The sequence below is a fragment of the Bacillota bacterium genome (assembly GCA_040755295.1).
In the GTDB taxonomy this organism is placed as follows: Bacteria; Bacillota; Desulfotomaculia; order Desulfotomaculales; family Ammonificaceae; genus SURF-55.
In genome coordinates, this window is the sequence record JBFMBK010000006.1 from 34,672 (window position 1) to 47,385 (window position 12,714).

Below are 12,714 nucleotides of genomic sequence, written 5' to 3' on the forward strand. Positions count from 1 at the left end.
CTTTCCTCCCGAACTTACACCTGCGTAAAGAAAGCCTCCAAACCTTCAACCACAGCCTTCGCGGCAGCCTTCCGGAACCATTCGGCGCCTAAAAGCTGTTCCTCCGCCGGATTTGAAACAAAAGCCGTTTCAATCAGGGCTGAAGGCATTGACGAAGTGCGAAGCACTACGAAGTTCGCGGTGTAAAGACCTAAATCCTTCCTGTTAAGATTATTTAAAAGTGCTCTTTGAAGACACGATGCTAATAGCTCCCTTTTCGTTCTTTGTACCCCGAGAAGCGGGTCGTTCACCGGCGCGTACCAGTAGGTGCTGGTTCCGTTTTCTGAAGCATTGACGTTGGCGTTGGCATGCACGGAAACGAAGACGTCGGCTCCCAGGGAGTTGGCTAAGGGGCCGCGCGCATACAGGTCCACGTCTTGATCCGTCTCACGGGTCAGTGTAACCTGCGCCCCTCTATACCTAAGTTCCTCCGCGGCAAGCTGCGCGACCTCAAGGTTTACGTCCTTTTCAACCAAGCCGTTCGGCCCCAAAGCTCCCGTCTCGCGGCCGCCGTGGCCGGGGTCAAGCACGATGATCTTTCCGGTTACCCCATAGGCCTTTCCCGTGTGCAAACGCAGCCGCAAAGCCTGTTTGTCCGAAGAAGCGACGGAATCCCAGTAAACATCTGTCGCCGCATATTTAAGTTCGAAAACAATCCGGGCAACCGGAGGGTTCTGGTTCTGCCAACCGACACGAACCATCGAAACGATATCGGAGTCAATACTCTCCGGCCCGGGAAGCTGCCCCACAGGCAGACCGGTGACATCCATCATCAACAGGTTTGGGTCCAGAAACCTCTGTATCTCGGTGTTAACAGGACAACAAAATGCCAATACAAACTCCGTCCCGTTCTCGCTCTTTTCCGCACCGATATCCATTAATGCACCTAATTTATCACCGCGGCTTACCGGAAACGGATCCCGCGCCGGCTCACCCGCCGCGGGGACTCCTTCGGAAGGTGAAAGCGCCGTAGCCGCCGGTTCACCCTCGTCCTTATTCATCGCAGGCGGCAGCACCGGGACAGTGCATACCTTTACAAGCCAACCTGCTATCCAGCATGTTTTCCCGCTCGACAGGCGCACCTTGTACCATGAACCCGAATGTTCAACAACCGTTAGACTGGTGCCTTTGGAGACCTGTCCCACCTTTGGGTAATCGCTTCCCGGACCGCCGCGCAGGTTGACTGCCGTGGCGGTCACTTCCGCCATATTCGTTAACGAGCCGGCACGACTCGGCGCGGCGGCTGAACCCGACCCGCTTTCTGCTTTAACAAGCCACCCGGCTATCCAGCAAATCTTACCGCCGGGCAGGCGTACCTTGCACCAAGAGCCTTGGCGCTGTATAACCGTCAACCGGGCACCTCTGGAAGTCTGTCCGGTTTTCGGATAGTCACTTCCCGGCCCTGCGCGAAGATTCACGGAATCACCGTTAACGACTACCGTTTCTGCTCCGGCCGACGAAGGGACAACTATTAATAATAATAGCATAATGCTGAAAAATGTTGCAACCTGACATAACTTTGACATTTGTGGCAACGGATAGCCCCCCACGAAAAAATGTTACCATTTATCTTTTCGTCACAATTCGTCAAAATCCTCCCAATGTTGGTTAAAAAATAAAACAAACTTTTTATGAAATTAAGATAACGTTTCGGGCCGGGGCCGTTCCCGGACCATCCAGGTTTGCCGCACCCTCATCCAAGACGAATAACCAGGCGCAGTGATACCGCAAACTAAGAGAAAGAGAAAAAGGGTGTGTTCCTTTTGGTTGTTATCCTGGCAAGCTTTTTCCTGGCGTTCCTGCCGCTACCGGCGCAGGCCGGACTGAATGCAGCAGCTTTCCCGTACTTAACGGAATCATACGTAACCGCCGACCGGGAGGCGCCGGTCCCGTGCCCCGATTGCGAAGTTTTCGCGGATGCGGGGGAGAGTATTCCTGCCGGCAGGATTCAGTCTTTCTTTCAGGGTCTTACCTCCCGCTGGTTTCAAACGGTTACCGGACAGCAGGAGACCGCTCCGGCCACTATAGTGATCGATGTCCACCGCCGCCGGTTATTGTTGTTCTCCGGTAAACGCCTTCACGGCTCCTACCCCGTGGCCGTAGGAAAGCCGGGCACACCGACACCGGTAGGCAACTGGCGGATAAGCCGCAAGGCTTTGAACTGGGGGACGGGTTTCGGCACGCGCTGGATGGGCCTGAATGTGCCCTGGGGGATATACGGCATCCACGGCACGAATAAGCCCTGGTCCATCGGCGGTTTTGAAAGCGGCGGCTGCATCAGGATGTTCAACGAGGATGTGGAAACAGTCTACCCCCTCGTACGGGCGGGTACTTCTGTTATTATCGTAGGGGACGTTTTAAGGGGCCCGCGCGATATCAGGCAGGGGGATAACGGTTGCGACGTTATTGAGGTGCAACGGGTTTTGAAACGCTGGGGTTTTTACGACGGCCAAATCGACGGGCGCTTCGAACAGCCTACCATCGATGCCGTGCGGCGGTTCCGGAAAGCTTACCGATTGCCTCTTCTTGACGACGTCGTGGACGGTGACGTTTACCGTCTACTCGGCCTCTGACCCGACTCTTCATAAAGCTAAGAACACAAATGCGGTTAACCGCTTAAAGCAAGAATAAGCGCAGTTTCGCAGCGGCCTCTTAGACTTCAGGCGCCGCATCCAGTACTCTTAGGGAGGGTTTCAAGCCGATCTCTTTTATCAGGTTTAAATAATCCTCGGACGTGGTGTCTTCCCACTTCTTCCCCAAAAGGGCCAATAAAACGGCTTCTATTACGTTGGTTCCGAATGAGCGTCCGGTAAGTTCCGGAGTGGTCGTCACCAAAATTTTTGCGCCTCGGTTTCTCAATAAGATTTCGTCTTTCTTGGTGGTGGTATTAGTGAGAATGATCTTTCCGGATATCGAAAGCGGCAAATACCTTTTTATGTAATGAAAATCACCGGCGATTACTTCCGCCCATTTATAATAACGCCCGTACTTGGGTGTTTCCTGTTCCTGTTTTGTGCCTGTAGGATATAGTATCTTAAAGGAAAGTCGCCCTAAAACCGGAAGAATAAGCGCGGCCAGCACTGAAATCGTAAAAAGACTTCTAACCGGAATCGGAATCCCAAGACCAAAAATCAAGTCGCCGAAAATGACCTTCGCGCCGTTTTCAACCAGGGCTTCGGCCATGCCGAAACGATCAACCGCGCTAACCAGTAAAACCCGCTGTCCTTTTCGCATAATTCCTTCCTGAAAAAGCTGGTCAACCACCTGCCGTTCCAGGGTGTTCTTTAGACCTGAGCCGTCACAGGCCGGTGTTATTTTCAAGGTGTTAAGGAGTCTTAGCCCGTCTTTTATAGGATACCGTCTTTTTCGGGCTACCAGGTAAACGTCTATCCCGCCGAGCCCGATCGCATCCACGTTGCCGTCAAGTTCCCGGAGCAAGGCCACCGCCTTTTCCAGGTCACCGTCCGTACCACGCCGGCTGATCTCGAAGCTCTCGCCAAGCAAATCGACGGTTACCGTATGGTCGCGTTTGGAAGAGCCCAGACTCACACTTACAACCTTCTTCAGCAATACCCCTCCTTATTAAATCGCATCTTACAGCGAAAGGATCATAAACCGAAAACTTCCTCAACATTTTAGCCGAAACGGTAAAAAAAAACAAGGCCCGGCAAACAGGGCCGTCAACCATCGGGGCTGTTAGGGCCTTTGACGGGGAAACTTAAGCGATTGCAAAGTAGTTTTAACGTACCGTTGAGGGCCGGGCGGTTCCGGCTCGTCCGGGTTAGGTAAGAGTTTGGCGAAAGATAATCCGTCCGCCAGTGAGACCTCAAGATCAAGATAACGTAAGTGAGTGTTGCTGTTATCTCTTATATCCACAAAAAGATGGTGGGTGCCGGCTTCCGGTTCCCGCAACACCGAACAGTTTATCCGGAGCCCAGTACCCTCCCAAGTTTTTCTCCAATCTGAAGATATCCGGGTATTCTGTCATATCATAACCGTCAATTCTGAACAACAGCCTTTCCGCATTAAGAAGCTTGGCCGTATCCGGTTGTTCAGGCGAGGTGGCCGGACAATCCGAACATTAATTTCCCGGTGTGAAACCATCCACCGCAAGAGCAGCAAGCCTTTCACCCTGGAATTGACCGTCCTTTGCCCTTATAACAAGTTTTTGCCTGTTGGATCAATCTCACCGTATTTTCTCCAATTTAAATTATTTTCCTTCTCCGACCATAATAATTAGTCGCGGCGCATAAGACGTCTGGCCTTGAAAACAACCTGGCGGCCGTATCTGGCCCGTAAACCGTCAATAGCGCTCTCCACCCGCCGTGTCTTTTCATCCCTGTCTAAAGACGGCGCAAGGGAAAGCTGTTCCCACTCCGTAAGACCCGAGGCCTTGATGCCGACCAGACGCCATGGCGGCCTGCCGCTGTGACGTTGGAACAGCTCGCATGCCGCCCTGTAAAGGGCGACGCCGCTGTCGGTGGCTTCGAGGAAGGTGACGGAACGGGTGATGGTGCGGAAACCGGCGAATCGTAGTTTCAGGGTAACGGTTCTTGCCTTAGTCCCACCGGCGCGCAGCCGGTAGCCTACTTCTTCCGCCTGAGCCATCAGGGTCGCGAGGATTTGATCGCGGTCGGCCACATCTTGAGGGAAGGTTGTCTCTTCGGAAACCGACCTGGCCTTGCGGACCGGCGGAAAATCGCGGTTGTCCAGTCCTTGAGCTGAGCGCTGGAAGGCAACCGAAGCGTTGCCCAACACGCCTTTAAGAAGCTCAACCGGCGCGGCGGCAAGGTCTCCTACGGTTACGACACCGATGCCGGCCAGCCTTTCGGCCGATTTAGGACCGACGCCGGGCAGGACCCGCGCCGGCAAAGGCCACAGCACCTCGGGGACGTCCGCGGGCCAGAGGGCTTTAACCCCGTCGGGCTTCGCAAGGCCGCAGGCGACCTTTGCCAGCAGTTTATTGACGGAAACCCCGATGGAAAGGGGAAGGTTAAGCTCCCGGCTGACAGCAGCGCGGATTTCCGCCGCCGCTGCTAGGCCGGTCCCTCCGTCTACGGTCAGATACGCCTCGTCTATTGAGACAACCTCGATTTCCGGTGTAAAACGCTCCCACACCCTCCGGACCCGCCCTGATACCTCCCGGTAGCGGCGGAAGTCTACCGGAAGGAGAATGGCTTCGGGGCAAATGTCCAATGCCCGGCGGACAGGCATGGCGGAATGCACGCCGAATCGCCTGGCCTCATAAGAACAAGCGGCGACCACGCCCCGCGCTTCGGGACTGCCGCCGACGATAACCGGTCTGCCGCGATACTCCTGGTGGTCGCGCTGTTCCACCGAAGCAAAGAAGGCATCCAGATCGCAGTGAAGAATATCGCGCGCCTTCATCTCCCCGGCTCAACTCCTTAATTTCACTATTCCTCGCTCTTCAGCGTTTTTCGTCAGATGGAATCTCCCAAGGCGTTACTTTATGTATTTCCTTCTGTAATTGACGGTCGCGGAAGACCCCGGCGATGCCGGTAAGTATCAATGCCGCCCCGGCTACAGTCCAGATATTTATTGATTCTCTCAGGATCAACCAGCCGAGAACGGCCGCGATTACCGGGTTTACGTAAGAATAGGTCATCAGTATGCTCGTCGGGAGCAAACGCAGAGCTTTAATAAAAGAAGTGAAAGCCAGGATGGACCCGAAAACCACGAGATATCCCCAGGCCCATAAAGCCTCAGCGGTCGGACTGGGTACAGGCTCGCGGAAAACAAGCGCCAAGAGGGCAAAACCCAACCCGCCGAAGATCTGTTGATAGCCCGAGCTTGCGGTGACGGTCAGCTTAACCTGCTTGCGGCGCTGCAGGATTAAACCCGCCGACCAGCAGACAGGGGCGGCGAGCAGCGCAATAATAGCGCCTGCGCCCGCTCCGGCGCCGGATGAAAGTCCGGGAAGGGTAAGCAAACCCAACCCGGCAAACCCTATCAACAGCGAGACTGAAAGGCGCCGCGAAGGGAGTTTCCGGTCAAGAACGGCTTCCATCAGGGAAACCCAGATCGGCATCGACCCTACGAGCAGAGCCGCATAACCGGAGGCAGCCCGCTGCTCGGCCCATAACACAAGGCCGTTTCCGCCGACCCAGAGCAAGACACCGGAAGCGATCAGAATCTTTAACTCTCCGCCGGACACACGTAGCCGCTTTCGGGAAACCGCCGCCCAAAGGAGAAGGAGGCCACCGGCAAGCAACATTCGGGTGCAACCCATCGTGAAAGGCGGAAAACCGGCGCCCTCACGCACAGCCACGCGAATGGCCAGGTAGGTGCTGCCCCAGACAATATAAACCACGAACAGATACAGCAGCCCTTCCCAGGTTACCGGTGAATCCCTGACCGGAACATTGTTACCGCTGCTGCCAGGCGCTGATTTCATAGCCGTGTTATACCCCGAAAAAGGTACGGGTTAAGTACTCAAAAAACCTTGTGTTTCAGAACACCTGAAATATACCGCACTTCAGGTAGTAGGTTTCGGGCATGGCCGGGAGTATCGGGTGGTCACGCGCCTGACGGCGGAGTTCAACCAGACGTATGGTCCGTTTTGCGTCACGGGCAGCGGCGGCGATCACCTCGAAAAATAGCCCCTCGCCGAGATGATACGAACACGAGCAGGACACGAGGTACCCACCCGGGTTAAGCAGCTTAAGCGCCCGCAGGTTTATCTCTTTATAACCCCGCACGGCCCCCTCAACGGCGCTTTTTGATTTGGTAAAGGCCGGCGGGTCGAGTATCACCAGGTCGAACCGTTCCCCGTCCCCGGCAAGGCCGCGCAGCTCGTCAAAGCAGTTCCCTTCCCGGAAAAAACATCTGTCGGCGACACCATTCAGGGCGGCGTTTGCCGCCGCCAGTTCCAGGGCAGGACCGGAGGTGTCGAGAGCGAGGACCGATGCCGCACCGCCGCGCGCAGCGCTGACGGTAAAGCCCCCCGTGTAACAAAAACAATCAAGCACTCGCGTGCCCGACGCAAGTTCCGCAACCGCCCGGCGGTTTTCACGCTGGTCGAGAAAAAACCCTGTCTTCTGACCTGAATGCATGTCCGCTCTGAAACAAATACCGTTTTCCGTAATTTCGGCGAACCGGGGCACTTCACCGTAGAGGAGACCCGCAGCCGGTTCGAGGCCCTCACGTTCACGCACGCCAACGTCACTGCGCTCGTAAATGCCCTGAGGGTTGTAACGTTCGGCGAGGAGCCGTACCAGCATTTCCTTGAAACGTTCCATCCCCAGAGCCAGGAACTGCACCACCAGATAATCGTCGTAACGGTCGACGATAAGCGCGGGAAGGAAATCGGCCTCGGCGTTTATCATCCGCCAGGCGGTAGTGTCTTTCACCACCTTTCTCCTGTAGGCTTCCGCCGTTTCGATGCGCCGCCGGAAAAACTCCCGGTCAACAGGCTCATCACGCCGCCTGGTGAGGAGCCTGACGGATATCTGCGAAGCCGGGTTGATATAACCGCGTCCGATAAACCGGTCGCGGGCGTCGTAAACCTCAGTTATATCCCCCGGGGTAAATCCACCCATAACCTTACGTATCTCGGCACGGTAAACCCAGTCGTGCCCGGAAACCGTCCTTTTTTCTTTTCCCGGCAGAAGCGACACCCTGGACAAGAAAATCCCCCCGCATATAATGCTTTAAGCCCAAAGATCTTCTGAAATGTCAGAAAAATTAAGACAGATCACCACGAAGGTACAGAGGTCAATAAGATGGAACTAACAGGATAAAACATATACAGATAGTCAAAGCAGCGATTGAAAGTGCCCAGGCGCCTTGGGTCAAAGCCGTCGGGTCGAAGAAGAGAAATGTGAAGCTATCTTTTCTTCGTGTTCTCTGTGTCTCTGTGGTTAAAGCGGTTCCAACTTGTCCGGGTTAGGAGTTATAAAAGGCTTCGTTCCTTCGGAGAACCCACCAGTCTTAACGCACACCGTCGCGCATTGCCCATCACAGCGTCGGGGTCGAGTGTCAACACCCGCCCCGCTTCGACCACGATCTTACCGTCCACCAGCACCGTATGCACGTCCCCTGCCTGGGCGGCGTAAACGATGTGCGCCATTACGTCATGCGGCGGATAGAAGTGGGGCCGCCTCAGGTCAATAATAACGACGTCGGCTCCCTTCCCCGGTTCGAGCGTGCCGATCCTGTTCTGAAGGCCCAGTGCCCTTGCCCCGCCTATGGTCGCCATTTCAAGGGCCCTGTAAGACGGCAGGGCCTCCGGGTCGCCGTTGGCCACCTTTTGCAGCAGCGCCGCCGACCGCATCTCCTCAAGCATGTCCAGGTTGTTGTTGCTTGCTGCGCCGTCCGTTCCAAGACCGACCGTGACCCCCGCGTCCAGAAGCCTGGTTACCGGAGCCACGCCGCTGGCCAGCTTCATGTTGCTTTCCGGATTATGGGCCACCGTCGTCCCTTTTTCCGCTAAAACGTCGATGTCACCGGGGGAAAGATGGACGCAGTGGGCGGCCAGCACCGGCAGGTCCAAAAGCCCTACCTTGGCAAGCAGGGCCACCGGGGAACAACCATATTTTTCGAAGATTTGGACCGTCTCGTCCCGCGTTTCCGAAACATGGATGTGCATACCGACACCGAGCTCTTTCGCCGCCGCTATCACCTTCTCAAGGTACTCCGGCGGACAGGTGTAAGGAGCGTGCGGTCCGAACATGCAGGTGATCCGCCCCCCTGCCTTTCCGTGCCACTTAACGACCAGTTCCCGGTTTTCCGCCAGCGCCTCCGACGCATTCGGGTTCAGACCGATCAATCCCCGGGAGAGGCACGCCCGGATCCCGCTTTGCTCCACTGCCCTTGCCACGTCGTCCATAAAGAAATACATATCCGCAAAAGTGGTGGTGCCGCCGAGAAGCATCTCAGCGCACGCAAGCATGGTTCCCCAGTATACGTCGCCGGCTTCGAGCCTCTCCTCCAGCGGCCAGATCGCTTCGGACAGCCATCTCATCAAAGGAAGGTCGTCCGCGTAGCCGCGGAACAGGGTCATCGCGGCATGGGTGTGGGCGTTAACGAACCCCGGCAGCACCGCCATCTCCGGCCCGCCGATTACCTTATCGGCCTCAAAGCCGGCGGGAACCCCGCTTGCGGGACCGGTGTAAAGGATCTCACCATCCCTCACCGCCAGTGCGCCGTCACGAATGACTTCCATGGAACCGGTTACCGGGATTACGACGCCTTTAATTAAAGTATCCACCCGCTGCTCCCTCCCTCGAAAATAGTACTTCTTTCGGTAGGCGCGACGATAAGCAATGCATTGCTGCCAACTGCGAGGTCCATATTTTCATGCTCCGAAAGCCGCTTTTTTTTATTCTATCTTCTGTATTCTACATTCTATATTCTGACTTCTGAAATATCTTCCCCAGTAGTTTTACCCGTAAGCCGTAAGGTACTCCTGGCGGAGCGCGAGAGCTTCCCGGGCGCTTAAGACCACCGGCGTACCCACCAGACTGGCCCATAAGAATACTTTGGCTGCCTTCTCAACTATCTGGCATATATTGAAAGCGTCGTCGAGCGTTGTACCGGCGCCGACCATGCCGTGGTTCGCCAAAAGCACCGCATTAGAGCGTCCCAGAGCGGCCACCGCGGCTTCGGCCAGTTCTCGCGAGCCGGCAGGAGCGTATTTAGCGACGGGGACCTCACCCCCGAGAAGCTGCGCCAGGTCCTCCACCGCCGGCGGGATCGGCATCTGCGCCGCCGCCATCGCCGTAGCAAAAACACTGTGCGTGTGCATGATTGCAAAAATGTCCGGCCTGGCGCGGTAAATAGCCGTGTGCAACTCGTACTCCGTAGAGGGCTTTCTCTCGCCTTCAACGATGTTGCCATCCAGATCGATCACCGCGATATCGCGCGGTTGCAAAGAATCGTAAGGCATACCGCTGGGCGTGATCACCGCCAGATCCTCGTGATAAATCCTATACGAAACATTGCCCCAGGAACCAATCACAAGACCCGCCCGCGCCATCCTTACCCCTGCCCGGGCAACTTGTTCCCGTGCCTTTTCGGCCCTTAGGTTCATCTATCCCTCACCTTCCCAGGAGCGAAGATATTCTTCCTGTTCAGCCCGCAGTCGGTCTATCTCTACACCGAGTGAACTCAGTTTCAGCTCCGCCACACGGTTGTCCACCTCGATAGGAACCGGGTAGACATGGCGCTCAAGATTTGAACCTTCTTTCAGGATATACCGGGCCGCCAACGCCTGAAGCGCAAAAGAAAGATCCATAATCTCCGCCGGGTGACCGTCTCCGGCCGCAAGGTTAACGAGGCGCCCCTCGGCCAACAGGTACAGCCGGCGTCCATCCGGAAGTTGGAACTCCTCGATGTTCGCCCGCACCTCCCGGTTCGATTCCGATACCCGCTTCAGGTCGGGTATGGAGATCTCGACGTTGAAATGACCGGCGTTGGCCAAAAGGGCGCGGTTCTTCATGCGCCTGAAATGCTCCGCCCCCAATACGTCGCGGCACCCGGTGGTGGTTATAAAGATATCACCTTTCTCAGCGGCGGAGGTGGAATGCATCACCTCAAAGCCGTCCATCACGGCCTCGATCGCCTTGACCGGGTCTATATCGCAAACGATAACTTTCGCCCCCAGCCCTTTCGCCCTCATGCTCACCCCTTTGCCGCACCAGCCGTAGCCGAAAACAACCACCGTCTTACCGGCGACAAGGAGGTTGGTGGTGCGCATAATCGCAGACCAGACCGATTCCCCTGTGCCGTAGCGGTTGTCGAAAAGGTACTTCGTCCGGGCGTTGTTCACCGCCACCATCGGGAAAAGGAGTCTTCCCTCAAGGTCCAGTGCCTGGAGTCTTAACACGCCTGTGGTGGTCTCCTCGCACCCGCCGATCACCCCCTGACTTATAGCTCTCAGGTCGCCGTGTAGAAGGTTTACGAGGTCACCGCCGTCGTCGATGACGATGTGCGGGTTGATTGCGAGCGTCTGGACCAGGTGATCGCGGTACTCGTCGGGCGTGGCGTTGTACCAGGCGTATACCCTTACTCCTGCCGCCGCTAGTCCCGCGGCGATCTCGTCTTTGGTTGAAAGCGGGTTGGAACCCGTCGCCGCCACCTCGGCGCCCCCGGCCTTTAACACAAGCGCCAGGAAGGCCGTTTTTGCTTCCAGGTGGATGCTGAGCGCGATGCGCACGCCGCTGAAGGGCTGCTCTTTCACCAACTCTTCACGGATGGCATTTAAAACCGGCATGTGCGCCGCCACCCATTCAATCTTCTGCTGGCCCTCCGCCGCCAGATCCGGATTCCGGATATAACTTTCGGCCAACTTCAAACCTCCCTCGAAAATAAGCGTTCTTTCGTAGGACGCGGCGATAAGCCATGCATTTCAGATGTCGGATGCAGGAAGTAATCTGACCTCTGATTTCTGTCTTCCGACATCTGAATTCTGTACGCTCCGGCCCGTCCCCACCATGCTTTCGTACTCTACTTGCTTTTCCCCGCGCTCCGTATCACGCTAAGTTCTTGAGCTGCTATTCTCCCCATTTTCATTCTTCAGTTGGAGCGGCACCGGGCCGCATGGCCAACTCCTCGTATAATCGGTAGTCAGTAGTCAGAAAAACCTTCTCTAATTCTGGATTCTAACTCCTGAGTTCCAGATTCAGACCTTGAGAGTTAAACCTTTAATTTAATTCAAAAGGCGGGTAAAACACACCCCGCTCGGTGATTATCGCCGTTATAAGGCTGCCGGGAGTGACATCAAACGCGGGGTTCCAGGCCGCGGCCCCATCCGGCGCGACGCATACCCCCGCCAATTCTGTAACCTCACCCGCTCCGCGCTCTTCAATGGGGATACCGGCGCCGTCCCGGGCAGCCGGGTCTATGGTGGACACGGGAGCCGCCACATAAAACGGCACCCCGTGGTATTTCGACAGGACCGCCAAGGAATAAGTACCGATCTTGTTCGCCACGTCCCCGTTCGCTGCTATCCGGTCCGCACCGACAATCACCGCGTCGAGACCCCGGCCGGCCATTAGGAAACCGGCCATCGAATCGGTGATCAGGGTGACCGGAATCCTTTCCCGCATGAGTTCGAAAACCGTCAGCCGGGCGCCCTGCAGCAGGGGCCGCGTCTCATCGGCGTACACCATCTTTATCTTACCAGCCGCGTGCGCCGCCCTTATCACTCCCAGCGCCGTCCCGTACCCGCAGGTGGCCAGCCCGCCGGCGTTGCAGTGCGTTAATACCCGCGCACCCCGCGGCAGCAGCTCGGCCCCCAAAGCTCCCATCACCCGGTTGGCTTCCACGTCCGCCGCAAAAACGGCTTCCGCCTCGGCAAGCAGCCTGCGTATGACCTTTCCGGGCTCCGGCGCCGCTTCCGCCGCAACCCTCAACTGGCGCTTAACCGCCCATTGCAGGTTGACGGCCGTCGGGCGGGCGCCGCCTATCTCCGCCGCCGCCGCCGTCAACCTGTCCATAAATCCTTCTTTCCCGCTCTCCGCCGCCTCTGTCGCGGCGAGTACCACGGCGTAAGCCGCCGCCGCGCCGATCGCCGGCGCGCCGCGCACCGCAAGGCGCCGGATAGCTTCGATCACCTGCCGGTAATCCTTGACCTGCAAGTAAACCACGTTATGCGGCAGCAGCGTCTGGTCGAGGATGTACAGCACCCCGTCCCGCCAGCTTAACGTTTCCATA

At 56.7% G+C, this 12,714-nt stretch carries 10 protein-coding genes; 1 reads left to right on the forward strand and 9 read right to left on the reverse strand.

What is annotated here, in order from left to right:
• Positions 1-14: 14 nt before the first annotated feature.
• Positions 15-1,565 carry an N-acetylmuramoyl-L-alanine amidase gene (locus AB1500_06160; GenBank protein ID MEW6182745.1) on the reverse strand — a complete coding sequence of 517 codons (1,551 nt, stop codon included), beginning with the start codon at positions 1,563-1,565 and terminating at the stop codon, positions 15-17.
• A 228-nt stretch (positions 1,566-1,793) separates the two neighbouring features.
• On the opposite strand from AB1500_06160, the gene AB1500_06165 reads away from it, so the two are divergent.
• Positions 1,794-2,612 (forward strand): L,D-transpeptidase family protein, encoded by an 819-nt coding sequence (locus tag AB1500_06165; GenBank protein ID MEW6182746.1) that lies wholly within the window; start codon positions 1,794-1,796, stop codon positions 2,610-2,612.
• Between the two features lie 79 nt (positions 2,613-2,691).
• Here AB1500_06165 and AB1500_06170 read toward each other — a convergent pair whose 3' ends face one another.
• The 8 genes from AB1500_06170 to mtnA all read right to left on the reverse strand — a co-directional run bounded on the left by AB1500_06170 (position 2,692) and on the right by mtnA (position 12,713).
• Entirely contained in the window at positions 2,692-3,609 is a 918-nt protein-coding gene (locus AB1500_06170) for a quinate 5-dehydrogenase (GenBank protein ID MEW6182747.1), read from the reverse strand.
• Positions 3,610-4,275: 666 nt separating this feature from the next.
• Positions 4,276-5,427 (reverse strand): DNA polymerase IV, encoded by a 1,152-nt coding sequence (dinB, locus tag AB1500_06175; protein ID MEW6182748.1) that lies wholly within the window; start codon positions 5,425-5,427, stop codon positions 4,276-4,278.
• Between the two features lie 40 nt (positions 5,428-5,467).
• Positions 5,468-6,454 carry an EamA family transporter gene (locus tag AB1500_06180; protein MEW6182749.1) on the reverse strand — a complete coding sequence of 329 codons (987 nt, stop codon included), beginning with the start codon at positions 6,452-6,454 and terminating at the stop codon, positions 5,468-5,470.
• Between the two features lie 55 nt (positions 6,455-6,509).
• A complete protein-coding gene (locus tag AB1500_06185) occupies positions 6,510-7,676 on the reverse strand; it encodes a class I SAM-dependent rRNA methyltransferase (GenBank protein MEW6182750.1) in 1,167 nt (388 codons plus the stop codon).
• 275 nt (positions 7,677-7,951) lie between these two features.
• The gene (locus AB1500_06190) at positions 7,952-9,268 is read right to left on the reverse strand and encodes an amidohydrolase (GenBank protein MEW6182751.1); all 1,317 of its coding nucleotides are present in this window, start codon (positions 9,266-9,268) and stop codon (positions 7,952-7,954) included.
• A gap of 174 nt (positions 9,269-9,442) precedes the next feature.
• Entirely contained in the window at positions 9,443-10,090 is a 648-nt protein-coding gene (locus AB1500_06195; GenBank protein ID MEW6182752.1) for a class II aldolase/adducin family protein, read from the reverse strand.
• Complete coding sequence (locus tag AB1500_06200) at positions 10,091-11,347, reverse strand: adenosylhomocysteinase (GenBank protein ID MEW6182753.1); 1,257 nt, start codon at positions 11,345-11,347, stop codon at positions 10,091-10,093.
• Between the two features lie 355 nt (positions 11,348-11,702).
• Positions 11,703-12,713: an S-methyl-5-thioribose-1-phosphate isomerase gene (gene mtnA / locus AB1500_06205; GenBank protein MEW6182754.1), complete on the reverse strand. Its 1,011-nt coding sequence runs from the start codon at positions 12,711-12,713 to the stop codon at positions 11,703-11,705.
• Position 12,714 lies beyond the last annotated feature (1 nt).